Origin of the sequence: Bradyrhizobium sp. ORS 111 (assembly GCF_045571485.1) — a bacterium.
Classification (GTDB): Bacteria; Pseudomonadota; Alphaproteobacteria; order Rhizobiales; family Xanthobacteraceae; genus Bradyrhizobium.
In genome coordinates, this window is sequence record NZ_CP120701.1 from 6411130 (window position 1) to 6436820 (window position 25691).

At 65.1% G+C, this 25691-nt stretch carries 24 protein-coding genes; 8 read left to right on the forward strand and 16 right to left on the reverse strand.

The features are described from left to right. The first annotated feature begins 74 nt into the window (after positions 1–74). The 5 genes from P6U30_RS29515 (at position 75) to P6U30_RS29535 (ending at position 5559) form a co-directional block, all read left to right on the forward strand. Entirely contained in the window at positions 75–956 is an 882-nt protein-coding gene (locus tag P6U30_RS29515) for a YgfZ/GcvT domain-containing protein (RefSeq protein ID WP_407166322.1), read from the forward strand. Beyond that, positions 953–1579 carry a DNA-3-methyladenine glycosylase I gene (locus P6U30_RS29520; protein WP_407166323.1) on the forward strand — a complete coding sequence of 209 codons (627 nt, stop codon included), beginning with the start codon at positions 953–955 and terminating at the stop codon, positions 1577–1579. The genes P6U30_RS29515 and P6U30_RS29520 overlap by 4 nt, the downstream gene beginning before the upstream one ends. Next, entirely contained in the window at positions 1576–2184 is a 609-nt protein-coding gene (locus P6U30_RS29525) for a hydrolase (RefSeq protein ID WP_407166324.1), read from the forward strand. Before P6U30_RS29520 ends, P6U30_RS29525 begins: the two co-directional genes overlap by 4 nt. A 71-nt stretch (positions 2185–2255) precedes the next feature. Beyond that, on the forward strand, positions 2256–2762 hold the full coding sequence (locus P6U30_RS29530; protein WP_407166325.1) for a tyrosine phosphatase family protein: 507 nt from the start codon (positions 2256–2258) through the stop codon (positions 2760–2762). Between the two features lie 112 nt (positions 2763–2874). Then, complete coding sequence (locus P6U30_RS29535; protein ID WP_407166326.1) at positions 2875–5559, forward strand: DUF2339 domain-containing protein; 2685 nt, start codon at positions 2875–2877, stop codon at positions 5557–5559. Between the two features lie 25 nt (positions 5560–5584). On the opposite strand, the gene P6U30_RS29540 is transcribed toward P6U30_RS29535, so the two are convergent. The 7 genes from P6U30_RS29540 to P6U30_RS29570 all read right to left on the reverse strand — a co-directional run bounded on the left by P6U30_RS29540 (position 5585) and on the right by P6U30_RS29570 (position 14258). Next, positions 5585–5818, reverse strand: a complete 234-nt coding sequence (locus P6U30_RS29540) for a DUF6894 family protein (protein WP_407148062.1) — start codon at positions 5816–5818, stop codon at positions 5585–5587. 144 nt (positions 5819–5962) lie between these two features. Further along, positions 5963–6550, reverse strand: a complete 588-nt coding sequence (locus P6U30_RS29545) for a hypothetical protein (protein WP_407166327.1) — start codon at positions 6548–6550, stop codon at positions 5963–5965. 178 nt (positions 6551–6728) lie between these two features. Next, entirely contained in the window at positions 6729–7715 is a 987-nt protein-coding gene (locus P6U30_RS29550) for an MDR family oxidoreductase (protein ID WP_407166328.1), read from the reverse strand. 47 nt (positions 7716–7762) lie between these two features. Continuing rightward, positions 7763–9007, reverse strand: a complete 1245-nt coding sequence (locus tag P6U30_RS29555; RefSeq protein WP_407166329.1) for an MFS transporter — start codon at positions 9005–9007, stop codon at positions 7763–7765. Positions 9008–9244: 237 nt separating this feature from the next. Beyond that, positions 9245–10714 carry a cell wall hydrolase gene (locus tag P6U30_RS29560; protein WP_407166330.1) on the reverse strand — a complete coding sequence of 490 codons (1470 nt, stop codon included), beginning with the start codon at positions 10712–10714 and terminating at the stop codon, positions 9245–9247. Positions 10715–11135: 421 nt separating this feature from the next. Further along, positions 11136–14012, reverse strand: coding sequence for a pyruvate, phosphate dikinase (gene ppdK / locus P6U30_RS29565; protein WP_407166331.1), 2877 nt, complete (start codon positions 14010–14012; stop codon positions 11136–11138). A 90-nt stretch (positions 14013–14102) separates the two neighbouring features. Continuing rightward, positions 14103–14258, reverse strand: a complete 156-nt coding sequence (locus tag P6U30_RS29570; RefSeq protein WP_407148068.1) for a DUF3096 domain-containing protein — start codon at positions 14256–14258, stop codon at positions 14103–14105. 238 nt (positions 14259–14496) lie between these two features. Between P6U30_RS29570 and P6U30_RS29575 the strand changes: the two genes are divergently transcribed. Next, positions 14497–14856, forward strand: coding sequence for a DUF1236 domain-containing protein (locus tag P6U30_RS29575; RefSeq protein ID WP_407166332.1), 360 nt, complete (start codon positions 14497–14499; stop codon positions 14854–14856). Between the two features lie 195 nt (positions 14857–15051). On the opposite strand, the gene P6U30_RS29580 is transcribed toward P6U30_RS29575, so the two are convergent. From P6U30_RS29580 to P6U30_RS29620, 9 genes are all read right to left on the reverse strand, one after another. After that, on the reverse strand, positions 15052–16143 hold the full coding sequence (locus P6U30_RS29580) for a hypothetical protein (protein WP_407166333.1): 1092 nt from the start codon (positions 16141–16143) through the stop codon (positions 15052–15054). Positions 16144–16235: 92 nt separating this feature from the next. Next, positions 16236–16646, reverse strand: coding sequence for a GFA family protein (locus tag P6U30_RS29585; protein ID WP_407166334.1), 411 nt, complete (start codon positions 16644–16646; stop codon positions 16236–16238). Then, complete coding sequence (locus P6U30_RS29590) at positions 16643–17242, reverse strand: class I SAM-dependent methyltransferase (RefSeq protein ID WP_407166335.1); 600 nt, start codon at positions 17240–17242, stop codon at positions 16643–16645. Before P6U30_RS29590 ends, P6U30_RS29585 begins: the two co-directional genes overlap by 4 nt. 3 nt (positions 17243–17245) lie before the next feature. Further along, entirely contained in the window at positions 17246–19342 is a 2097-nt protein-coding gene (gene glyS / locus P6U30_RS29595) for a glycine--tRNA ligase subunit beta (RefSeq protein WP_407166336.1), read from the reverse strand. Next, positions 19342–20292, reverse strand: coding sequence for a glycine--tRNA ligase subunit alpha (locus P6U30_RS29600; RefSeq protein WP_407148075.1), 951 nt, complete (start codon positions 20290–20292; stop codon positions 19342–19344). Before P6U30_RS29600 ends, glyS begins: the two co-directional genes overlap by 1 nt. Positions 20293–20567: 275 nt before the next feature. Further along, a complete protein-coding gene (locus P6U30_RS29605) occupies positions 20568–20759 on the reverse strand; it encodes a hypothetical protein (protein ID WP_280976225.1) in 192 nt (63 codons plus the stop codon). A 116-nt stretch (positions 20760–20875) separates the two neighbouring features. Further along, positions 20876–21787, reverse strand: coding sequence for a S49 family peptidase (locus tag P6U30_RS29610; RefSeq protein WP_407166337.1), 912 nt, complete (start codon positions 21785–21787; stop codon positions 20876–20878). A 227-nt stretch (positions 21788–22014) separates the two neighbouring features. After that, entirely contained in the window at positions 22015–22782 is a 768-nt protein-coding gene (locus tag P6U30_RS29615) for a tRNA1(Val) (adenine(37)-N6)-methyltransferase (protein WP_407166338.1), read from the reverse strand. Next, the gene (locus P6U30_RS29620) at positions 22775–23002 is read right to left on the reverse strand and encodes a DUF2007 domain-containing protein (protein WP_407148078.1); all 228 of its coding nucleotides are present in this window, start codon (positions 23000–23002) and stop codon (positions 22775–22777) included. The genes P6U30_RS29615 and P6U30_RS29620 overlap by 8 nt, the downstream gene beginning before the upstream one ends. Before the next feature lie 132 nt (positions 23003–23134). On the opposite strand from P6U30_RS29620, the gene P6U30_RS29625 reads away from it, so the two are divergent. Both P6U30_RS29625 and P6U30_RS29630 read left to right on the forward strand, forming a co-directional pair. Further along, positions 23135–24145, forward strand: coding sequence for a polyprenyl synthetase family protein (locus P6U30_RS29625; protein ID WP_407166339.1), 1011 nt, complete (start codon positions 23135–23137; stop codon positions 24143–24145). A 312-nt stretch (positions 24146–24457) separates the two neighbouring features. Continuing rightward, positions 24458–25675: an IS4 family transposase gene (locus tag P6U30_RS29630; RefSeq protein WP_407165572.1), complete on the forward strand. Its 1218-nt coding sequence runs from the start codon at positions 24458–24460 to the stop codon at positions 25673–25675. Positions 25676–25691 lie beyond the last annotated feature (16 nt).

Genomic DNA, 25691 nt, shown 5'->3' on the forward strand with positions numbered 1-25691 from the left:
CGCCTTAGCTTGGCAGGAGATATGCGCGAGCCGCGCGTTTCCCAAGGAACTTGGAAAAAGAGCCAATTTTGCGAATGAAAGCAGCGTTTCTTCCAGATCGGGGCGTGGTCAAGGTCTCCGGCGAGGACGCCCGCAACTTCCTCAACGGCCTCATCACCGCAGACATTGCCGACCTATGCCCGGGGCAGGCCCGGTTCGGCGCGCTGCTGACGCCTCAGGGCAAGATCATCGTCGATTTCCTGATCACGGAGACACCCGCCGGACAGGGCGGCGGCTTCCTGATCGACGCGCCGCGTGCGCTCGCCAAGGCCCTCGCCGACAAGCTCGGCTTCTACAAGCTGCGCGCCAAGGTCGTGGTGGAGAACCTCACCGACAACCTCGGTGTGCTGGCAGCATGGGATGGTACGCCAACGGTAACGCCCGATCTGGCCTTTGCCGATCCGCGCAACGCGCAGCTCGGCTGGCGCATCCTGATTCCTGAAGAGCTGAAGCAGAAGCTCGCAGATTTGATCGGCGCCGATCTCGTCGACAGCAGCGCCTACGAGGCGCATCGCATCGCGACCGGCGTGCCGCGCGGCGGGCTCGACTTCACGTATGGCGATGCGTTCCCGCACGAGACCAACATGGATCACCTGCACGGCGTCGATTTCGACAAGGGCTGCTATGTCGGCCAGGAAGTGGTGTCGCGCATGCAGCACCGCGGCACGGCGCGCACCCGCACTGTCAAGATCATCCTCGATGGCCCCTCGCCCGAGACGGGCGCAACGATCCTGGCCGGCGACAAGCAGGTCGGCACCATGGGCTCGGCCGCAGGCGAGAGAGGCCTCGCGCTGGTCCGCATCGACCGTGTCGCCGACGCACTCGATGCCGGCCAGCCGCTGACTGCGGGCGGCTTGTCACTTCGCCTCGCCGAGCCTGATGTTGTCCGCACCCCACCCAGGCAGACCGTCGCATGAGCCGCACCGCACAACTGCATCCGGACGGCAAGACGCGCTGCCCCTGGCCGGGCGAGGACGCCTTCTATGTCGCCTATCACGACAATGAATGGGGCGTGCCGGAGTATGACGACCGCGCGCTCTACGAGAAGCTGATCCTCGACGGCTTCCAGGCCGGGCTGTCCTGGATCACGATCCTGCGCAAGCGCGACAATTTCCGCAAAGCCTTCGACGACTTTCGGCCGGAGAAGATCGCCCGCTACAGCGACAAGAAGGTGCACGCGCTGATGAACGACGCGGGGATCGTCCGCAACCGTGCCAAGATCGAGGGCACGATTGCGAGCGCAAAGTCGTATCTGGAGATCATGGAGAAGGGGCCCGGCTTCTCGAAATTCTTGTGGGACTTCGTCGACGGCAAGCCCAAGGTCAACGAGTTCAAGACCACCGCGAGCGTGCCGGCCTCGACGCCGGTCTCGATCAAGATCTCCAAGGAGCTCGGCGCACGCGGTTTCAAGTTCGTCGGACCGACGATCGTCTACGCCTTCATGCAGGCGACCGGCATGGTCAACGATCATCTCGTCACCTGCTTCTGTCACCAGACCTGCGGCGGCAAGCACCGCGCACCGCGGCTCAAGACGAAATGACCGCACGCAAATCGACGGAAACCGCGCGCGCCTGGCAGCGGATGCTGTCCGGGCGCCGGCTGGACCTGCTCGACCCCTCGCCGCTCGACATCGAGATCGTGGATATCGCGCATGGGCTCGCGCGCGTTGCGCGCTGGAACGGACAGACCAGCGGCGCGCATATTTTCTCGGTGGCCCAGCACACGCTGTTGGTCGAGGCGGTGATGCGTCAGCAGATGCCGCGCGTCGATGCCAGCTTCCGCCTGGCGGCGCTGCTGCACGACGCGCCGGAATACGTCATCGGCGACATGATCTCGCCGTTCAAGGCCGTGCTCGGCGGCGACTACAAGGTGGTGGAGAAGCGGCTGTTGTCCGCGATCCACGTCCGCTTCGGCTTGCCTGCCGTGCTCGCGGAGGAGGTCACCCAGCAGATCAAGGCCGCCGATCGCGGCGCGGCCTATCTGGAAGCGACCCACCTTGCGGGGTTCTCGCAAAGCGAAGCCAAGCGGCTGTTCGGCCGCGATCCCGGATTGCCCGAGGCGACCGCGCGCGACTATCTGACGCCATGGACCGCGGCCAGGGCCGAAAAGCAGTTCCTGGAGCGCTTCAACGGGCTGCATTCCTGACTGGCTGCGGCGGCTTTCACCGCCTCCCACACGGGCCTATAATTGCGGGACAGAGAGTTCCAAGGACTATCATGCTTCACGTCTGTTCACTTGCCGCGCTTCCCGACACGGTCAGGACCACGGGTGCCAGCCATGTGCTCACTGTGATGGCCAATGTCGATCAGGTGCAGCGGCCGCCTTCCGTGCTTCCCGCCAATCATCTGAAAGTGTCGATGGATGACATCACTGAGGCGGTGGACGGCTTCGTCGCACCCAATGAGGCGCATATCGAAAGGGTGCTGAGCTTCGTGCGCGGCTGGGATCGTCGCGCGCCGATGGTGGTCCACTGCTATGCCGGCATCAGCCGCTCGACCGCGAGCGCGTTCGCCGCCGTCTGCGCACTCAATCCGCAGCGTGACGAAATGACGATCGCCCGGCTGATCCGCGAAGCCTCTCCGATCGCGTCTCCCAACCGGCTGATCGTCAGCCTTGCCGACAAGGCGCTAGGACGCGAGGGCCGGATGCTGCGGGCGCTCGATGCGATGGGCCCGGGCAGTATGAGCGTCGAGGGCCGCCCATTCCGCATCGATGTGGAATAATACGAACCCGCCCTGCCCGATCGCTTGAACTTCCGGCCCCTCAGGCGGCACATAATAGGTTGCGACGGGCCGCTGGCTGGCCAAGAGTCCGGCGCGCTTTGCCGGAGGCCCAATGTTCGATTCACCGTTCGACTTCCTGACGCTGGTGATCGCCATCGTCGCGGTCATCTTTGCGCGCAAGGCGCTGAACCAGATTGCCGCGTTGCGCGACCGGCTGGACGCGATCGAAGCCGCGACGGCAGCCGGCGCGCGCCCGCTCACGCCGGCGCCGCCCGAGCAAGCCGAGCAGACGCGGCCGGCTGCGCCATCAACTGCACCGATGCCGCCGCCGTTGCCGGAGGCGGCAGCCGTTGTGCCCGACACGCAGGATCAGCCGACGACAAGCGCGCCGAGCGGTGCGCCGCCGCCCCTGCCACAGAGGTCGCCCGGGCTGGAAGAGAGACTGGGTACGCGCTGGGTGGTGTGGATCGGCGGCCTGACACTCGCGCTCGGCGGCTTCTTCATGGTGCGCTACTCGATCGAGGCCGGCCTGCTCGGCCCCGGCGTGCGCACGATGCTCGGCGGACTGTTTGCGCTGGCGCTGCTTGCGGCCGGCGAATGGACGCGGCGCAAGGAGAGCATCTCGAGCATCGCGGCGCTGCCGATCGCCAACATTCCGGCGATCCTCACTGCCGCCGGCACCGCGGTGGCGTTCGCCACGGTCTACGCCGCCTATGCTCTCTATGACTTCCTCGCACCGGCAAGCGCGTTCATCCTGCTCGGCCTGGTCGCGCTCGGCACGCTCGCCGCGGCGCTGCTGCACGGACCTGCGCTTGCCGGGCTCGGCATCGTCGGCGCCTTCGTTACGCCTGTCCTGGTCTCGTCCGACAAGCCCGACTTCTGGTCGCTTTATGTCTATCTCGCGATCGTGACCGCCGCGGCATTCGGGCTCGCGCGCATCCGGTTGTGGCGCTGGCTTGCGATCACGACGATCGTGTTCGCGCTGCTGTGGACCTTCCCCTGCCTGCAATGCGGAGCTGAGATGATCGCGCCGCACGCCTTCCACGTGATCGCGGGCTTCGTGCTGGCCGCGCTGCTCGTGGTCTGCGGCTTCATGTTCGGCCCGGCCAGCGACGGCGAAGCGATCGAGCCGATCTCATCCGTTTCGCTCGCGGCCTACCTGTTCGGCGCAACGATGATCGTGCTGAACAGCTCGCATGCCGACGCCGCCATGATCAGTTTTGCGCTGCTGGTGGCCGGCAGCCTCGTCGTCGGCTGGCGCGCGCCCGCCGCAGTGGGCGCGATCGGCGCCGCGTCAGCATTCGCCTTCATCGTGTTCGGCGAATGGGCGGTCCGCAGCAACGTCGATATGCTGGTGCTGCCGGGCGGAGCGATCCCCGGCATCGGCCCGTCGGCGACCGATGGTTCGGTCTCGCTGCATCTGGTCACCGCGGCGGTCTTCGCGGCCGCATTCGGCATCGCGGGCTTCCTCGCCCAGATGCGGTTTGCCACGACGAAGATCAGGGTGACCTGGGCGGCGACGGCCGTGTTCACGCCGGTCGCGCTGTTGATCGCGCTCTATGCCCGCATCGCGCATCTGGATCGCTCGATCCCGTTCGCCATCCTCGCGGTGCTGCTGGCTGCAATCTACGCTGCCGCAACGGAGGCGCTGACGCGGCGCGGCGAACGGCCGGAGCTCGCTCCCTCGATCGCGCTGTTCGCCACCGGTGCGCTTGCGTCGTTGGCCCTCGCGCTCACTTTCGCGCTCGACCGCGGCTGGCTCACCATCGCCCTCGCATTGCTCTCGATGGGTACCGCATGGCTTTCGGTGCGGCGGCCGATCCGGTTCCTGCGCTGGCTCGCGGCGATCCTCGCCGCTATCGTGGTACTGCGCATCGGCTATGAACCACGGATCGCCGGTGATGCGGTCGGTACCACGCCGATCTTCAACTGGCTGTTATGGGGTTACGGCATTCCGGCACTGTCGTTCTGGGCGGGCGGCCACTTCCTCCGCCGCAACGGCGACGACGTTCCGCTGCGGATGGTCGAATCCGCCGCCATCCTGTTCACCGTGCTGCTCGCCTTCATGGAGATCCGTCACGCCGTCAACGGCGGCGACGTCTATCGCGATACCGCGGGACTGAGCGAGGTGGCGTTACAGGTCGGCGTGGCGCTTGCAATGGCGATCGGGCTGGAGCGTTTGCGGCTGCGCAGCGGCAGCGTGGTTCACAATGTCGGCGCCATCCTGCTGACTGCGTTCGCCGCGCTCGGCACCGTGTTCGGACTGCTGGGGCTGGAGAACCCGATGCTGTGGTCCGAGAATGTCGGCGGCAGCTTCATCAACCTGCTGCTGCTCGGTTATGCCCTGCCCGCCGTGCTGGCGCTGCTGTTGTCCTACGCCGTGGCCGGGCATCGTCCCGCGAGCTACGGCAACACCATCGCCGCCGGCGCGCTGATCCTCGCGCTGGCCTACGTGACCTTTGAAATCCGCCGGCTCTATCACGGACCGTTGCTGACCTACGGCGAGACCACCGACGCGGAGCAATACACCTATTCGATCGCCTGGCTGATGTTCGGCGTCGCGCTGCTCGGAATCGGCATTCTGGTGAACTCGCAGCGTGCGCGGCTGGCGTCCGCTGTCGTGATCGGCCTGACGGTCCTGAAGGCGTTTCTGGTCGACATGTCGACGCTGACCGGCGTCTACCGCGCGCTGTCCTTCATGTGTTTGGGCATCGTGCTGGTCGCGATCGGCTGGCTGTATCAGCGCATCCTGTTCCGCAGGCAGGCTCCGCCGCCTATTCCACTGGCAGAGGGATAGGCGGAGCGATGCAGCGCGGCGAACGTCAGTCGACGGATTCCGCGACGAGGCGGATCCTGAACACGGGCTTGCGGCCTTCGTCGAGCAACTCCATGTGCCACTCGCTGTTCTGCTTGAGATTGCGCGAGATACTGCCAAGGAAGTTGCTGCAGACTTTCGTCATCTCGGCCCAGGCCATGTCCCGGTTCTCGAACTCTGTCGCCTGATCGGAGGCGCCGGCATATTCGCCGTGGCTGATCCTGAAAAAATACTGCGCCATAACTCTACTCAAATGCGTGGGCCAACGTCCGGGCTTTCGGCGGACGTTGGACATTGAGTAGCTACCAACGCATGACGGCCGCCATCCGTATGACTACGGCTTGGCGGCCGTCCTTGGTCCCGGCGCACAGATCAACTTGTGGGATTACTCGGTCGAGCGACGCAGCTCGGGCGGGCTCTCGCTCTTCGCCGGCTCGGATTTGACCGGCTCGAGCTTGTTGCTTTGGACCCGCGGCGTTTCCACGCGTGCCGTCACCTCGGTTTGCGACGCGTCGGCCGAACGGGTCTGCTCCACCCGACGATGCGAACGCGGCCGCGCCACCGCGCGCGCCATCAGCATCTGATGGCCACCCTGATGGTGAAAGTCGCAATAGGCAAAGCCCAACCCGGAGACCGAGCCGCGGAACGAGCGATCGTCCTGCTTGTCGAGATTGAAGCAAGGCTCGAACGGCAGCCCCTTCAGCGAGGCGCAAACGCTCTGGCCACGGATCTGCAGCGTGTTGCCGGGCAGTCGCACGTGGCGGATCGGCCCCGAGCCGGAGAACTGGATCGAGCCCGCCGCACCCATGTCGTCGAGAATGCGGCCGGCGCCGCGGGTGCCATCGAAGCAGGTGAAGGCGAACACCTTGCCGGCGACGAACTTGCGGGCTTCGTCGGCGTTCATCATACCTGCGAACGCCGGCATGACCATCGCTCCGGCCGTGACGGCCCCCAACATCAAACGCGCAAGCATGCAGCTACTCCAACTTACGAGCGCGGGCTCCCGCTCCTTATATTCGCACGATCCTCGTGCAGGCGCTTTCGACATCTGCGCGAGGCCCCCAGATCATGCTGTAGGTCTCTTTACCCGCTGCTTACCATACCAACAGTGGCAACATTGGAGCAGCTTGGTTGGTAAAGTCTGAACGCGCTCAGACTATTTTTACCGCGATGCGGCCGCGGACCTGGCCGCCGAGGATTTTCGGACCGTAGGCGGCGACCTCGTCCAAGGCGATTTCGTGAGTAATATCAGCCAGTTTTGCCTTATCCAGATCGCTCGCAAGGCGACGCCAGGCGGTCCTTCGCAACTCGATCGGGCACATCACGGAATCGATGCCGAGAAGGCACACTCCCCGCAAAATGAACGGCGCGACCGATGTCGGCAGGTCCATACCGGCCGCCAGACCGCAAGCTGCAATAGCGCCGCCGTAGCGGGTCATGGAGAGCAGATTCGCCAGCGTGGTCGATCCGACGCTGTCCACGCCGCCCGCCCAGCGCTCCTTCGCCAGCGGCTTCGCCGCACCCGAGAGCTCGGCGCGATCGATCACCTCGGACGCGCCGAGGCCCTTCAGATAGCCGGCCTCTGACATCCGTCCGGTCGAGGCGATGACGTGGTAGCCGAGCTTCGAGAGCACGGCGGTCGCGACCGAACCGACGCCGCCGGCAGCCCCGGTCACCGCAACCGGCCCGCTCTTCGGCGTCAGGCCATGCCTCTCCAACGCCAACACCGACAGCATCGCAGTATAGCCCGCGGTGCCGATCGCCATCGCATCCCGCGCCGAGATGCCGTCCGGCAGACGCACCAGCCAGTCGCCCTTGACGCGGGCCTTCTCCGCATAGGCGCCGAGATGGGTCTCGCCCATGCCCCAGCCGTTGCAGACGACCTTGTCGCCCGCCTTCCAGTCGGGATGGCTGGATTGCTCGACGGTGCCGGCGAAATCAATGCCTGCGATCATCGGGAACCGGCGCACCACTGGCGCCTTGCCGGTCAGCGCGAGGCCGTCCTTGTAGTTCAACGTCGACCACTCGACCCGCACCGTGACGTCGCCGTCCATCAGCTCGGCTTCGTCGAATTGCGTGAGCGCGGCGGTGGTACCCTTATCCGCCTTGTCGATCCTGATTGCCTTGAACGTTGCCACGATGTGCACTCCCGAAATCCTTAAGGTTTCGGGGCATGTTTAACCCATCAGGCAGGCTGCGCAACCGGGCGCGCGACCGGGGCCTCGACGATCGGCAGGTTGATCAGCGCCGACAGCACGCCGAACAGGATCGAAAGCCACCAGACCGGCGCGTAGGAACCGTACTGCTCGAACACCACGCCGCCGAGCCAGACGCCGAGGAAGCCGCCGACCTGATGGCTGACAAAGGCGAAGCCGTAGAGCGTGGAGAACCAGCGCGTGCCAAACATCAGCGCCACCAGCGCCGAGGTCGGCGGCACGGTGGACAGCCAGGTGACGCCCGATACAGCGCCGAACGCGATCGCCGAGAATGTCGTGATCGGGAACGAGATGAAGGCGACGGTCGCAAGTGCGCGGGTGAAATAGATCGCCGACAGCACATAGCGCTTCGGGACGTAGGTCTGCAGCCAGCCGACGCCGAGCGACCCGATGATGTTGAACAGGCCGATCGCTGCGACCACCCAGCCGCCGGTCGATGCCGGAATGCCGCGATCGGCAAGATACGCCGGCAGATGAATGGTCACGAATGCGAGCTGGAAGCCGCAGGTGAAGAAGCCCAGCACCAGCAGCACATAGGAGCGATGGCCGAAGGCTTCGGCGAGCGCGGTCTTGAACGATTGCTGGTCGGCGGCTGGGACATTGCCGGTCTCGGCGGGCGGCGTCGCCAGCGCCAGCGACAGCGGCAGGATCAACAGCATCAGCGCGCCGAACACGACAAGCGCGGTCTGCCAGCCGAAATTGTCGATCAAGGCGACGCCGAACGGCGCGAACAGGAATTGGCCGAATGAACCGGCGGCGGTGCCGGCGCCGAGCGCGATGCCACGCCGCTCGGGCGGCAGCAGCTTGCTGAAGGCCGCTAGCACCAGGTTGAACGACGAGCCCGACAGGCCGAACCCGATCAGCACGCCGGCGCTGAAATCAAGCGACAACGGGCTCGTCGAGTAGCGCATCAACAATAGGCCGGCGGCGTAGAGCAAGGCGCCGACGATCATGACGCGCAGCAGGCCGAAGCGATCGGCGATTGCGCCGGCGACCGGCTGGCCCAACCCCCACAGCAGGTTCTGAAACGCGATGGCGAGGCCGAAGATGTCACGGCCCCAGCCGAACTCCCGGCTCATCGGCTGCACGAAGAAACCGAGGCTGGAGCGTGGGCCGAAGCTGAGCAGCGCGATCGCGCAGCCGCAGACGATGATCACCAGCGGCGTGCGCCACGTGCTGGACGCCGGACGAAGGTCTCCGGTGGTTACAGCCATCTGATCTCTCCCCCGAACTGCCCGTGCACGGCGCCGGCCGCGCGAAACGTTACAGGGAGTTAATGCACCTGCATGGAAACCCCAAGGGGCCCGGGAGAAAAATTTTCGCCCGCAGGACAGCTCTGCAGAATCGGAAAAGCATGACAGCCGTCATTCCGAAGCGCCAACGGCGCGCGCGAGCGCATCCGAGGTCTGCCCCCTTCGGGCCATCCCGGAACGACGTTGTGACGATATCCGCTACCGTTTCGCGCTGGCCTGCTCGGCCGAGCTCTGCGCGGCTTCGGCCAGCTCGGCCGAGATCTCGGCGGTTTCCGCCGCATTGCCCCACTTCGGCGCGTCGCTGCCATCGCCCCAGGCGCGCGGGCGATAGAAGGTGTGGACACCGAATCTGTAGGTCTTCTTCATCTCGCTGACCCAGGACGGCCGCACCCAATAGGCATGGTAGTGCGTCGAGCGGTTGACCTCAGGCAGCCACAGCTTGCCGTCGAGCATCGCCTTGGCGATCTTCTTCGCGCGATCCCACATGTCGGGCTCGCGGACGACGTCGGGAATGTTGTCGCAGGCGAAGGTGAACTGGCAGGCGAAGTGCCGGTTCTTGTTCTGGTAGACCACGCCGCACACGGTCTCCGGATATTTGCCGGAGAAGACCCGGTTCATCACCACCTGGGCGACCGCGATCTGGCCACGCACGGCCTCGCCGCGGGCCTCGAAATAAACCGCTTCCGCAAGGCACTTCTCAGACTTGGCGCGCGACTTCGCATCGAACAGGCCGAGCCGCTCGGCCGGCGTCTTGGCGCGCTGGTTGTCGGCGTTGACCTCGCCCTTCGGTGCAATGCTTTCGCCCATCTCGGCGGCCTTGACCGGACCGTCGGCATCGACCGGCAAGGATGCCATCACTTTCATGTCGGGATCCGGCGAGGCGGCCGGCGCCACGATGACAGGCTCCTCGCCGGGCAGCCAGCGCTCAATGCTCTCCGGCGAGCCAAGCGACGAGCCGAAGAACAGGCTCGCGGTCTGGAACGAGAACGGATCGCTCGGCGGCGTCGCGCGGACGGCGGACGGCTGCGCGGCGGGTGCGGGCTTCAGGTCGTCGAGCGGATCGGCCTCGAGCGACAACGACACATCGTATTGCGGCGGCGGCGATGTCGAATATTGCGGCAATGGCGGCGCACGCAGCGCCTCCTGCAATTCGGGATCAAGCGGCGCGTTCTCGGCGGGCGCCTGGTCCGCCGTCTTCATGCCCCTGACCGACCCATTCGACGTTGCGGGGTCCTCGTGCGACGGGGCCGCGTTGGACGGTGCGGCCGGATCGGGCTTGGTGACGACGAGGCGATCGCCCTTCAGCGTGCGATCGACCTTGGGAAAATCGGAGGCCTGGTACCGCGGCGCGGGAGCCGCGATCGGATTGCGCGTCACCGCACGGCCGATGTCGATGCCCTGATTGTCGAGCCTTGCGAGCAGCAGCGTTGGTGCTTGCGGCAGCGACGTTCCGATCGGGCGGCCGAAGCTGTAGGTGGCGACCTGGATCGCGCCGAGGGCGGATGTGAATACGCGCTTCTGCCAGCGCTCCGCAACGCCCGGCTGGCGGGCGAGCAGCGAGGCGATATCCTGATATCCGGTCTCGGTCGGCATCAGGGCGAAGATGCTGAGGCCGAGACCGAAGAGCGCAAGCCGAGCGCTCTTCGGCTGGTTACGCAACACAAACATCGTACGCTCACGCAACGCTTACAGAGTGCGATCGAAGCGGCGAATGCGCGCAATTCGATCCTTTTTGTAGCTAACCTGTTTAGGTTGCCGCGGAGTTAATCGGCGTTGCTCAAGCGCTACACTCAAGCCTTCGCGGATTTTTCGCAGGTCACATCGCGCGGCTTGGTAAATGCGCGGGGCATGAAAGTCGTAAACAACAGGTCAACGAAGATGGTGAACAAAGTGTTGAAGACGCAGCGACGGCCAACACGACCGCCATTGCGAGTTCGGACCGGCGTGAAGTCGCCGGTCCGCTTTGAGCGAAAACGGGTGGGTGCACTAGGAGCCAACGGCTCGCAATGACGACCTTTGCTGAAGCACCCGACAAATAAAATGGCCGGGACGGGTCCCGGCCATTGCACTCTCCGAACTGCGTGATCGCTTACGCCTGGCTCGCGATCGGCTTGCCGAGTGCGGCCTGCGCCGCGGCGAGGCGTGCGATCGGCACGCGATAGGGCGAGCACGAGACGTAGTCGAGGCCGACCTCGTGGCAGAACGCCACCGAGGCGGGATCGCCGCCATGCTCGCCGCAGATGCCGACCTTCAGGCTCGGCCGCGTCTTGCGGCCGCGGGTGACGCCGATCCTGACGAGCTCACCGACGCCGTCGCGATCGACCGAGATGAACGGATCGATCTCGAGAATGCCCTTGGCGACATAGGTGCCGAGGAAGCTCGCCGCGTCGTCGCGGCTGATGCCGTAGGTGGTCTGCGTCAGGTCGTTGGTGCCGAACGAGAAGAACTCCGCGGTCTCCGCTACCTGGCCGGCCATCAGGCAGGCGCGCGGCAGCTCGATCATGGTGCCGACCTGGTAGTTCAGCTTGACGCCGGTCTCCTTCATCACCGCAGTGGCGGTCGCATCGATGCGCGCCTTGACCAGATCGAACTCGGCCTTGGTCGCAATCAGCGGCACCATCACCTCGAGACCGACCGGCTTGCCGGTGCGCTTGCCGGCTTCGACCGCGGCCTCGAAGATCGCGCGCGCCTGCATCTCGGCGATCTCCGGATAGGCGATCGCAAGACGGCAGCCGCGGAAGCCGAGCATCGGGTTGAACTCCGACAGTTCGCGAGCCCGGTCGGCGAGCTTGCGCGGATCGGTGTTCATGGCGCGCGCCACTTCCTCGATCTCGGCCTGCGTGTGCGGCAAGAACTCGTGCAGCGGCGGATCGAGCAAGCGGATCGTGACGGGCAGGCCCTTCATGATCTCGAACAGCTCGACGAAATCGGCACGCTGCATCGGCAGCAGCTTGGACAGCGCTGCACGGCGCGACTGCTCGTCCTCGGAGAGGATCATCTCGCGCACGGTGCGGATGCGGGTCTCCTCGAAGAACATGTGCTCGGTGCGGCAGAGACCGATGCCTTCGGCGCCGAACTTCACCGCGGTGCGAGCGTCATCGGGGGTATCGCCGTTGACGCGAACGCCGAGCTTGCGGACCTGGTCGGCCCAGCCCATCAGCGTGCCGAACTCGCCGGACAGCTCCGGCTCGATCATCGGCATGCGGCCGGCCAGCACCTGGCCGAGCGAACCGTCGATGGTGATGACGTCGCCGGTCTTGAAGGTGCGCTGACCCACGCTCATGGTGCCGCGGCCATAGTCGATGCGGATGGTGCCGCAGCCGGAGACGCAGGGCTTGCCCATGCCGCGCGCGACCACCGCCGCGTGCGAGGTCATGCCGCCGCGCGTGGTCAGGATGCCTTCGGCGGCGTGCATGCCGTGAATGTCTTCCGGGCTGGTCTCGATCCGGACCAGAATGACCTTGCGCCCGTCGGCCTGCAGCTTGGCGGCTTCGTCGGACGAGAACACGATCTCGCCCGAGGCGGCGCCGGGCGATGCCGGCAGGCCGGTCGCGATCACGTCGCGCTTGGCGGCGGGATCGATGGTCGGGTGCAAGAGCTGGTCGAGCGAAGCCGGATCGATCCGCGTCACCGCGTCCTTCTTGGAGATCAGTCCTTCATTGGCGAGCTCGACGGCGATGCGAAGCGCTGCCTTCGCGGTGCGCTTGCCGCCGCGGGTCTGCAGCATCCACAGCTTGCCTTGCTCGACCGTGAACTCCATGTCCTGCATGTCGCGGTAGTGCTTCTCGAGCAGCGTGTAGATCCGCGTCAGCTCCTTGAACGCGTCGGGCATCGCGACTTCCATCGACGGCTTGTCCGAGCCGGATTCCTGGCGCGCTTCCTCGGTGATGTCCTGCGGCGTGCGGATGCCGGCGACGACGTCCTCGCCCTGCGCGTTGATCAGGAATTCGCCGTAGAGCTTGCTCTCGCCGGTCGAGGGGTTGCGCGTGAATGCGACGCCGGTTGCCGACGTCTCGCCCATGTTGCCGAACACCATCGCCTGCACGTTGACGGCGGTGCCCCAGGACTCCGGAATGTCATGCAGCTTGCGGTAAGTCACCGCGCGCGCATTCATCCAGGATGAAAACACCGCGCCGATCGCGCCCCACAACTGATCGTGCGGATCCTGCGGAAAGTCGCTGCCGGTTTCCTTGGCCACCGCTTCCTTGTACTTGCCGACCAGTTCGACCCAGTCGTCTCCGGAAAGATCGGTGTCGAGCGAATAGCCCTGGCTGTCCTTGAAGGTGTCGAGGATGTCCTCGAAGTGATGATGCTCGAAGCCGAGCACCACGTCCGAGTACATCGTGATGAAGCGACGATAGCTGTCATAGGCGAAGCGACGGTCGCCGGAGAGCTCGGCGAGCGCTTCGACGGTCTGGTCGTTGAGACCGAGGTTGAGCACGGTGTCCATCATGCCCGGCATCGAGGCGCGCGCACCGGAGCGGACCGAGACAAGCAGCGGGTTCTTCGGATCGCCGAACGACTTGCCGGTCAGCTTGCCGACATAGTCGAGCGCTTTTTCGACCTGCGCCTTCAACTCCTTCGGATAGGTCTTGCCGTGCTCGTAGAAATAAGTGCAGACCGAGGTCGGGATCGTGAAGCCGGGAGGCACCGGCAGACCGAGATTGGCCATTTCCGCCAGATTAGCGCCCTTGCCGCCGAGCAGATCGCGCAAGGTCGCCTGGCCCTCGGCCTTGCCGTCACCGAACGTATAGACCCACTTGCCCGCCTTGATTGCAGCGGGCGACGTCTTCGCGGAGGCCGCCTTGCTGGCCGGCTTTGCCGCCGGCTTGACGGCAGCTTTCGGCGCCGCCTTGGCGGCGCTCTTCTTCAGAACCTTGCGGGCCTGCGGCACGGCCTTGCGGGCCGGCACGGAGGGCTTTGATTTCGCTGCTATTTTCTTGGACTTCGCGACGGCTTTGGCCATGTCAGACAACAATCCGAAAAGAGGGGTCGAAGATGCGCGCTTACACCATTTTGGGGGGTCCCGCGCAAGCTGCGAAACCCCGCTTTCCCGCTACATGTGGAGCCAGCGCAGCAGGCCCATTCCAACCAATCCGATGAAGATGAGGTAGATGGCGACGATGAAGTTCAGGAGCCGCGGCATGATCAGGATCAATATGCCCGCGACCAAAGCCACGATGGCAGGCACATGCGCAGCGGTGATGACCATTGAAGTTTCTCCGACTGGTTTTTGGAAGTTCGAATCGAGGATGGCAGTTTATCGGCTGGCGATGTGCCGACATCAAGACGCCCGAGGCGCCAACGGGTTCCCGTAACCCACGAAATTTACTCCAAAATACCGCGTATATGACGGTGATTTTTCCGGAACATCGCCACACCGGGTGCATTGGCCCCAATGCGCGTCGGCAACGGCCGGCGTGATGCAGCGTGAAAAATTGGAGAGAGCCATGCGAAACAGAATCCTTACCGTTGCGGCCGTTGCTGCTGCGATCACGGTGCCGCCTGTTGCCGCACAGGCCCAGACTGTCGGCGTCGTCCGCGGTGGTCCTCCTGTCGCAGTCGAGAGTGACGGAGGAATTACGGTCGAGCAGCGTCCGGCGTTCCGCGAATACATCGTCCGCGAGCGCGTGCCGAATTACACCATTCCGGATCGCGTCGGGGTGGGCACCGTGCTGCCCGAAGCCGGCGTGACCTATTACGACGTACCGCAGCGGTTCGGCGCGACGCCCTATCGCTACACCGTTGTGAACGGCGAGACCGTCCTAGTCGAGCCGCGCTCGCGTCGCATCGTTCAGGTGATCGACTAATGGCATGATCCGGATCCGGAGGGTCGCGTCAGCAGAGAGTGGCGCACGGCCTTCCGATCCAGGTCATGTCCGAGATAGCCTGAACGATCAGTCCGGGCGCCGCGCAGGCGGATGTGCGCGAAGATCGACCGGACCCGGCCCCGCCTGGCCTCCCCTCCAGGCGGGGTCTTCTTGTTTCGTTGCGCGATGGCCCGCTTACGACTTGAGGAGCGAGAGCAGCGTCGAGGTCGACTTGTAGTTCTTGATCGCGGCGTCCTGGAAGTCCGGCGTCCAATTGGTCGCCTGCCGTTCCTCAGCGCTCATCGAGGAATACTGCTTGAGGATGCCGAGGCTGAACTGGCGCGGATCGCCGGCGGACATGCTCTGCTTCAGCGCGTCGAGCACCGCCAGACGCGTCCGCGTGTTGAGTTCCTGCTTGGCCGCGTAGATTTCCTCCACGGAAAACTTCTGGTCCTGGTTCAGTGAGATCGCCGAAAGCGAGCGGTTGTCGAGCGCGGACAGATCGGCCAGTTGCCCCGTCTTGCGCCTGGGATCGTAGACCAGCTCCTTGCCGTTGCTTGCCGCCTCGCTCCTCTGGCGGTCGAGAAACGCGCGGACGTCGCTCGCGACGCTGCTGAAGTCGCGGCTGTTGCCTTTCGCAGGAGGCGTGGCGCCCGCGAGCGCCGCCGCGATCGGGTCCCCCGTAATTCCCGATGGCGCTGTGGCCGGATCCTGCTGCGTCGCCTGATAGCCCTTGAGCACTGCCGTACGCTGGCTGGCCCAAATTGCCGTCGCCTTCTCTTCCGGACTTGCGCCATCGAGATAATCGAGCGCCGCCTTGTAAGCGACGCTGTAGTCGCCGGTCAGGCGCGTGGTTGCAAGCGATGGCGCCAGCGCCGCATCGAAGCGCTGCTTCAACTCGCCGGCCGCGACCGCCTGCTCGTCCGGTGTGAACTTGCCGCCATTGTTGGTCGAGATCGCAAACAGCGAGCGGCGGTCCAGGGATGAGAGGTCGATGCTGGTCTTGCCGTCGACGATCGGGCCTTTCACGCCGGCGACGGTGTAGAGCCGGTCGAGCGTGATGCGCGCGTCACTTGTAACCGTCGCGAAGTCAGGCAGTGGCGCCTTGGCAAGCTGCGCGCGGGCGGCATCCGACAGCGTCAGCGTGGTCGCCGAGTTGGACGTCGAGAGATCGCCGGCCGTGCCGTCGCCTGACAGTGTCGCAGCAAGCGACGGCACAGCCGCCGCCCGCGCGTAGGCCGAGCCGTATTGAGCGTAGGGATTGAGCGCGGTGCCGATCGAGGTCACGGTTGAGGTCCCTGCATTGGCGCGAGGGGCAACATCTTAAGAAATCGTTGATCCCACGAGACCTTGGCAGGGCATGGTTAACAGATCGCAAATTATTTCCGAATATTTCCGTCCGGCTCGGGGCTGACCTGCCATTTGTCGACGACCCAGGCATGGCGGCGCTGCGTGTAGACCGCTTGCGAGGGAGCCGGAAAATCAGGGTCAGCGAAGGCGCCGACCGCGACGGCGACGAGATCGGGCGCGCGGCCGGGCTCCCAATAGACCGACGAGCCGCAGGTCGGGCAGAAATGAAAGACCACCGGAAAACCACTGTCGCCCGTGCGGGCATACTCCCGCGTCTCGCCTTGCAGCTCCACATCGGCGCGACCGAAGAACGCAGCGACGCCGTAAGGGCTGCCGGTCCGCTTTTGACATTCGAGACAGTGGCACTGCGATATTCTCACGGGCTCGCGGCGACAGGTCACACGGAGCCGTCCGCAGGCGCATGTCGCGAGCCTTGTCATGATGGCCCTCCCTTACTGATCACCAGCCGGTGAATCCGCTTGCCGGAGGACACGCTGACCAGCTCCTCATCGAGCAACAACGGCGCCGGTCCGAGCTCGGCTCGCACCTCGGCCGCATCGAACGCCGCATAGAGCCGCCCGTGCGCATCGCGCAGGTCAGCACCGTCAGTCACGCGCCAACTGAGATAGAGAATGCCGCCGGGCTTCACGATCTCGAGCATGCGGCGAACCGACGGCGCGATCAGCGCGCGATCGAGATGCATGATCACGGTCTCGCAGAGCACGTTGTCGAAGCTGCCCGACGCCATGCCGCGCAGCTCGGGCAGTTCAGCGCGGGCAAAGCGCAATTGCGGATAGCGCGTGCGGGCCTCAGCGAGCAGGCCCTCGGAGGCGTCATAGCCTTCGGCCGGAAAGCCGTTGGCATTCAGCCACGCCACCTCGCGGCCGCTGCCGCAGCCGATATCGGCGGTCGAGCCGCCCTGGATGAAGAAGCGTGCGACGATCTCTTGCAGGTCGACCGGCGCCGGCTGCTCGTGCCAATCCTGCGCGAACGCCGCCGCCTCCTTGTCGTAAGCGGCAAGCGTCGCGCGGTCCATCGATCAGCCCTCGATCCTGGAGAAGTCGGCCACCGCACGCGTTGCCGCGCGGATCTCGTTGAGCAGCTTCAGGCGGTTTTCGCGAACTTTCGGGTCATCGTCATTGACCTTGACCTTGTCGAAGAACGCGTCGACCGCCGGACGCAGCTTTGCCATCGCGCTCATCGCGGCGGCGAAGTCTTCCTTGGCGACCGCGGCGGAAGCCTCGCTCTTCGCTTCGGCGATCGCCTTCGCCAGCGCCTTCTCCTCGTCGAGCTTGTAGAGCGCGGCATCAGGCGCGCCGTCGAAGGTCCGCTTGTCCCGCTTCTCCTCGATCGCGAGGATGTTGCTGGCGCGCTTGGTGCCGGCGAGCAGGTTCTTGCCGTCATCGCTGTCGAGGAATTTTCCGAGCGCCTCGACGCGGCGAACGACAAGCAGGAGATCATCCTGGCCGCCGAGCGAGAACACGGCATCGACGAGATCGTGACGCGCGCCCTGATCGCGAAGCTGCACCTTCAGGCGGTCGGCGAAGAAGGCGAGCAGGTCGTTCGGCAGCGCTTCGGCATCAGCTTTGGCCGGCAGCCCGAGCAATGCAGATTTGGCGGTGTTCAAGATCGGAAGGCGCAGCGTGTTCTCGACGATCAGCCTGATCACACCCAGCGCAGCGCGGCGGAGCGCGTAAGGGTCCTTCGATCCCGTCGGCTTCCCGTCGATGGCCCAGAAACCAACCAGCGTGTCGAGCTTGTCCGCCAGTGCCACCGCAACGCTCACCGGATCAGTCGGCGCGCGATCGGTCGGCCCCTGCGGCTTCCAGTGCTCTTCGCTCGCGGCCGCCACGGACGCATCCTCGCCCTGCGCCAGTGCGTAATACTTGCCCATCAGGCCCTGCAGCTCGGGGAATTCGCCGACGACTTCCGTCAGCAAGTCCGCCTTCGCTAGGTGCGCGGCGCGCTTGGTCTTCTCGACGTCGGCGCCGACCAGCGACGCGATCTCGGCGGCGAGCCGCTCGATCCGCTTGATCCGCTCGGCCTGGGTGCCAAGCTTCTCGTGGAACACGATCTGCTCGAATTTCGGCAACCGGCTCTCGAGCTTGGTCTTCAGGTCGGTCTCGTAGAAGAACTTGGCGTCCGACAGTCGCGCGCGGATCACGCGCTCGTTGCCGCCGATGATGGTCTTGCCGTCGTCGCTCGCCTCGATATTGGCGGTCAGGATGAATTTGTTGGCGAGCTTACCCGTCTTGGGGTCGCGCACCACGAAGCATTTCTGGTTGTTGCGGATGGTGGCACGGATCACCTCGTCGGGGATCGACAGGAACTCGTTGTCGAACGAGCCCATCAGCACGACCGGCCATTCGACGAGGCCGGAGACCTCGTCGAGCAGCACCTGGTCCTCGACCAGCTCATAGCCTTGCGCGAACGCCAATTGTTTCGCATCGGTCAGAATGGCGTCCTTGCGGCGCTCCGGATCGACCACGACCTTGGCGTCGAGCAGCTTCGCCTCGTAATCCTCAAAGCGGCGCACCGAGATCGGACCCGGCGCCATGAAGCGATGGCCATAGGTGGTCTGCCCGGCCTCGATGCCTTCGACGGCGAACTTGACGACGTCGGGCTCCTCGGTCTCGAGCCCAAAGGTCGCGGTGATCGCATGCAGCGGACGCACCCAGGTGAGCGAGCCCGATTTGGCCGAGCGCGCGCCCCAGCGCATCGATTTCGGCCAGGGGAAGGTGCGGATGATCACCGGCAGCATTTCGGCGATGACGTCGATCGCCGGGCGGCCCGGCTTCTCGATCAGCGCGATGTAGAAGTCGCCCTTCTTGTCGCTCTGGATCTTTGCCTCGCTGATCGACGTAAGGCCGGTGGCCTTCAAGAAGCCCTGGATCGCGGGCCCGGGTCCGCCGACGCGCGGGCCGCGGCGCTCTTCCTTCAGGTCGGGCTGGCGTGTCGGGATGCCATGCACGGTCAGCGCCAGCCGACGCGGAGTGGCGAACGCCTTCGCACCCTCGTAGACGAGGCCTTCGGCGACAAGCTTGTCGGTCACCATGCGGCGCAGATCGTCCGCCGCCTTGGCCTGCATGCGCGCGGGGATCTCTTCGGAAAACAGTTCGAGGAGAAGATCGGGCATCAGACCGCCCTGCCCGCTTCGGTGTGAACCCACGCCTCGCCGCAGGCCTTCGCCAGCTCGCGCACGCGCATGATGTAGCTCTGCCGCTCGGTCACCGAGATGACGCCGCGGGCGTCGAGCAGGTTGAACACATGGCTCGCCTTGATGCACTGGTCATAGGCCGGCAAGGCCATCAGATGTTCCTTTTGGTTGCTGCTCGGGTTCTTGGAGTTTTCTTGCCAGCCGGCGGCGAGATATTTCTTGCAGGCGTCCTCCGCCATCCGGAACTGCTCGAACAGCATCGCGGTGTCGGCATATTCGAAATTGTGCCGGGAATATTCCTGCTCGGCCTGCAGGAAGACGTCGCCATAGGTGACCTTCTCTGCGCCCTCACGGCCGTTGAAGTTGAGGTCGTAGACCCGATCGACGCCCTGCACATACATCGCCAGACGCTCGAGCCCGTAGGTGAGCTCGCCGGCCACCGGTGCGCATTCGACGCCGGCGACCTGCTGGAAATAGGTGAATTGCGACACCTCCATGCCGTCGCACCAGCACTCCCAGCCGAGGCCCCAGGCACCGAGCGTCGGGCTCTCCCAGTCGTCCTCGACGAAGCGGATGTCATGGACGGCGGAATCGATGCCGATCGCGGCGAGCGACTTCAGGTACAAGTCCTGAAGGTTCGGGGGCGACGGCTTCATGATCACCTGGAACTGATAATAGTGCTGCATCCGGTTGGGATTTTCGCCGTAACGGCCATCCTTGGGCCGCCGTGACGGCTGCACATAGGCCGCGTTCCAGGGCTTCGGTCCCAGCGCGCGCAGGGTGGTGGCGGGATGGAAGGTGCCGGCGCCCATTTCCATGTCATAGGGCTGCAGGATGACGCAGCCCTGCTCGGCCCAGAAGCGCTGGAGAGCAAGGATGAAGCCCTGGAACGAACGTTCCGGGCGCATGTGATCAGGCAGAGCGTCCATCGTCAGTACAGGTCTCGCGAGGGGGTAAAGCGCGCGGGACCGTATCGGCGGCGGCCAATGGAATCAAGGCGATGGGGATGCTTCGGCCATCTCTTACCTCGCCCCGCTCGCGGGGAGAGGTCGAAATTTCGCGCAAGGCGCGAATTTCGGGTGAGGGGGATTCTCCGCGCGTTCCGGTCTATCGAATTTGCGGAAACGGCCCCTCACCCCACCCCTCGAAGAGCGAGCTACGCTCGTCTCGACCCCGCAAGGGCGGGGCGAGGGAGATTCATACTTCAGCCCGGGCGATAAGCCCCGGTCACGGGGTCGCGGCGCAGGGTTTTGATCTCGCTCGCACGCGCGGCTTCGGCCACGCGGGCCAGCCGCGCCTCTTCCAGTTCCTGGTTGATCCGCACGGCCGTCCTGTAGGCCCATCGGACCACGGCCAGGCCACCCAGGACGCCTGCAAATGCGATCAGCGGCGGCATCGGTCGATCCTTGTCGTTCACGTCGGTCAGGCCCCCAATGACCGGTATTCTCCCTTAACGCGGCCTGCGCCGCAATCGCACTTTTGGGACTAATTGGCGCGCTCAATTCCGCGTGTTCAGAACCCGAATCTGGCCCAAATCGCCCTGGTCTCCAATGCCGAGATCACTTCGTCCGGCAGGCCGCCGAATCCGTCCAGAGCCGCCAGCGACCCTGCCCCCGGCGCCCGGCGACCGAGCAGGCCGGACAGCAAGCCGCTCGACGGCGCGATCACCGGGGTCAGCACCTTGTCGCCGTAGCGGGCGCGCAGCGTCGCACGCAGATCGCCGATGCCGTCGGCGAGCCCAAGACCAAGCGCGGTCTCGCCCGCCCAGTATTCGCCGCTGAACAGCACATCGTCGGCGCCCTTCAGGCGGCCGCCGCGGCTCTGCCGGACCAGCGCGATGAAGATCGCGTGAATCTCGCGCTGGATCGCCTTGAGGCGCGCCACATCGTCGGGATTCTCGGGCAGGAACGGATCGAGCATGGCCTTATGGCTGCCCGCGGTATAGAGCCGCCGCTCCACCCCGATCTTCTTGATCAGTCCCTCGAGACCGAAGCTGCCGCCGACCACGCCGATCGACCCCAGGATCGAGGACGGGTCGCAATAGATCTCGTCGCCGGCGCAGGCGATCATATAGCCGCCGGAGGCGGCGACATCCTCGACGAACACCAGCACCGGCAGCTTCTTCTCCGCAGCCAACTGGCGGATGCGCAGATAGATTTGCCGGGACTGCACCGGCGAGCCGCCCGGCGAGTTGATCACCAGCGCCACCGCCTTGGCATTCCGCATGCCGAAGGCGCGCTCCAGCAGCTTGGCGACGCCGGCAAGGGTCAGGCCCGGCCGCAGCGGCGTCACCGCGCCGATCACGCCGGATAACCGCACCACCGGCACGACGGCGACGCCGGGCCTGAACCGCACCGGAAGCATGTCCTGCATCCGCTCGACCAGTCCCGGCTTCGCTGCGCGATCACTTGTTTGTTCACTCATGCCGTTACCTCAGATTAACCACTTCTTATCACGCCACTGTCATTGGAAAGCGCGGAACGCGTTTTGCATTGTGTCCGTTGGGGCTGCAATGCGCGGCGGAGAGAGCGACATGAAGATCTATCTGCTGATTTTGCTGATCGGTACACTCCTCACCGCAATCCATTTCACGTCCAGGGCCGAGCGGCAGTCGGAGACGGCTCCGCACTAAGCCCGAGCGGAACTGGCCGCTACGGCCGCGCCATCGGCAATGCTTCCTTTCCAGTCAAGATGTCCTGCACCCATTTATTGGGCACGCCTGATTGATCATTGAGCAGCAGCGCGGCATGAAGCCGCGTCGGTGCCCGCCCGCCCTTGATGGCGCGAACCAGGATGCGGATTGCCGGTGACGCCGCGTCGGCGTGAACGGGCAGGATCTCGACGCTGCCGAAGCCGCGACCGAGTGCAGCCAAGACCTCGGCGATTCCGTCGGCCCGCCAGATCACGGCAAGCCGCCCGTTCGACTTCAGTATCCGCCGCGCGACATGAACCCAGCTCTCCAGCGTCGCCGCGGTCGCGACATGGGCGCGTTCCCGCACGCGATCCGGCGAGGCGCGATGCCGGGCGGGATCGTTGAAGGGCGGATTCATCAGCACGACATCCGCGCTGTCAGGACCAAGACCAGCCGCGGCGAACGCCGACGCTTCGGCCTCGACATCGAGCACGACCACGTCGGCCATGATCGCGTTGGCGCCGGCATTATTCCGCGCAAGCTCGGCCAGGGCCGGATCGATTTCAACGAGCGCGAGATCGATCCCGTTGACCCGGCGTGCCACGGCCAGCCCCGCCGCGCCGATCCCGGAACCGAGATCGACGACACGATCGCCCGGCCGCGCCGGCGTGGCCGCGGCGAGCAGGATCGCGTCATGGCCGGCGCGATGACCGCGGCGCGGCTGCCGCAACCGCAATTGCCCGCCGAGGAATCCGTCCTCAGTGAGGTCAGCGGCCGGATTACTCATCGGCGCGCAATTCGTGACCGAGGCCGGCCTCGGTCAAGAGCTGCCGCGCCTCGTGGTTGTCGTCCTCATGCACCAGGATCCGGCGCGGCAACACACCGAGCGAGCCCTCGATGATGCTCATGTTCTGGTCGAGCACCAGATGATGGATGTTAGCGCTGTCGAGCAGTGCACCGACGGCCGAGACCAGCACCATGTCATTGGTTCGAACCAATTCCCGCAAATCACGCTCTCCTCTGGCCGGCTGTGCTGACACGGCAACACTGTCAACAACTTCGTGGCCTTGCCGCTTCACCGCGCAGTTTCTATTGTTATAGCTGAGGATAGTGCGAATTCGGCAAAATTGGAGACCAGCGTGGCGGTTATTGTACCCTTCGAAAGCCCGTCCAATGCTTCGATCGACGGGCTGGTGGGACTTGTCGCCGCCGACATGGAGCGCGTCAACGCGACGATCATTTCGCGGACCGGCTCCGAGGTCACCATGATCCCCGAGGTCGCCAATCATCTGATCTCCTCCGGCGGGAAACGGCTGCGGCCGATGCTGACGCTGGCGATGGCCCAGCTCTCCGACTATTCCGGCGATGGCCATATCAAGCTCGCCGCAGCGGTCGAATTCATGCACACCGCGACGCTGCTGCACGACGACGTGGTCGACGAGAGCGAGCTGCGCCGCGGCAAGCTTTCGGCCCGCATGCTGTGGGGCAACGAGGCGAGCGTGCTGGTCGGCGACTTCCTGCTCGGCCAGGCCTTCCGGATGATGGTCGAGGTCGGTTCGCTGCGCGCGCTCGACATTCTCTCGGCCGCCGCGGCCACCATCGCCGAGGGCGAGGTGATGCAGCTTGCCGCCGCCAAGAACACCGCGACCACCGAGGACGAATACCTCGCCGTGATCAGAGGCAAGACCGCCGAGTTGTTCGCCGCGGCTTGCGAGGTCGGCCCGGTGATCGCCAACCGGCCGAAGGCCGAGCAGACCGCCTGCCGCTCGGTCGGCATGAATCTCGGCATCGCCTTCCAGCTCGTCGACGATGTGCTCGACTATGGCGGCAAGTCCGCCAAGCTCGGCAAGAATGTCGGCGACGATTTCCGCGAGGGCAAGATCACGCTGCCGGTGGTGCTCGCCTTCCGCCGCGGCAACGACAGCGAGCGCAAGTTCTGGATCCGCGCGCTCGAGCGCGGCGAGATCGGTGCGAACGATCTCGATCACGCGATCGGCCTGATGACCAAGCACCGCGCCCTCGAGGACACGATCAGCCGCGCCCAGCACTACGGCGCGATGTCGGTCGACGCACTGGCGCTATTCCCGTCCTCGCCGATGAAGACGGCGCTGGAAGAGGTAGTCGCGTTCTGCCTCGCGCGCTCGCACTAGGCGCGCGCAGGCACACCCGCAGCCCCTGGCGCGGTGTCGTCCCTGCGCAAGCACTAGGGCATCTACACATCTTTGGGGCGCGACAGATTGACTCGGGACGGCATGATGTGCGGTCGCCGCAGCGACTTGTATGATTCTCTGTCTGGCGTTTTGATTCGAAGGAGCGCCAGAGATGCAGCAGGAACCGGATTTGTCCCTTGGCAAGTTTGGAGACGTTCGCCTTGATAAAAGGGGGCGGCGCTTCTCCGGGCTGTGCTTTGCACGCGCAACGTCTGTTTGCGCCAGATGGCGCAGGGCGACTGGGCTGCGAACATGGCGTTCTGGCGGTTTGTGAACAATCCACGGGTCACGACCGACAAGCTGGTTGAAGGCTGGAGCCTGCAGACGTCAGCCGCGGTCAGCGGGCGACATGTGCTGGCAATCCAAGATACCAGCGAGATCAAGTTCCACACCCGTCCGGGACATCGGCGCGGCTTGGGCAAGGTCGGCAAAGGCAACGCGCGTGGCGTGCTGCTGCATGCCATGATGGCAGTCGATGCCGACAGCGGGGTCTGTCTCGGGCTCACTGGCGGCAAGGTGTGGACGCGCAAGCGCACGGCGAAGATCGCTCACGAGAAGCGAGCCTTGGCCGACAAGGAGTCGGCGCGCTGGGTGACGACCGCTGAGCAAGGCCGCGATGTTCTGGCCGCAGCTGGTATGATCACCGTCGTCAACGACCGCGAGGGAGATTTCTTCGCCCACTGGGCGCTGACGCCCGCTGACAATGTCCACCTTCTGTCGCGCGCCATGCACGACCATGCGCTGGTCGATGGCGGCACGCTTTATCAGGCAGTCGGGCGGGCCGGCTTCTGCGGCAAGGCGGTGATCGATCTGCCGCAGCGGATGGATCGCAGCGCTCGCCAGGCCCACCTCTCCATGTGCTTTGGAACCGTTGTGCTCAAACGGCCGCAGCGCCCCGGCGTGAAAGACTTGGCGGAGGGCGTCAAAGTCAGCTTCGTCGAAGTCGTCGAGTTGCACCCCCCGAAGGGCGCCCAGCCCATTCATTGGTTGCTCCTGACCACCCATCCGGTCGCCACCGCCGCCGATGCCTGGCGGATCGTCTCCTGGTACAAGCAGCGCTGGATCATCGAGCAGCTCTTCCGCTCGCTGAAGAGCCAGGGTCTGCGCATCGAGGATAGTCAGCTCGACAGCGCTGAAGGCCTGATCAAACTGGTGGCGATCGCCACCAGAGTGGCATGTCTCGTCATCCAGCTTGTCCAAGCCCGCAATGGCGGTGAAGAATTGCCGGCCGAATTTGTGTTCACGCCGGACGAGATCGACGCGCTCAAGGCCATCAATAAAACCCTGAAAGGCCGCACCGAGCTCCAGAAGAACCACCATCGCCCCAACACTGTCGCCTGGGCGGCGTGGATCATCGCAAAGCTCGGCGGATGGACCGGCTACGCCTCGCATCGCCCACCTGGACCAATCACCTTCCACATCGGGATGGCTCGCTTCCAAATCCTCGTATACGGCACCGCAAACGTGTAGATGCCATAGTGCGCAA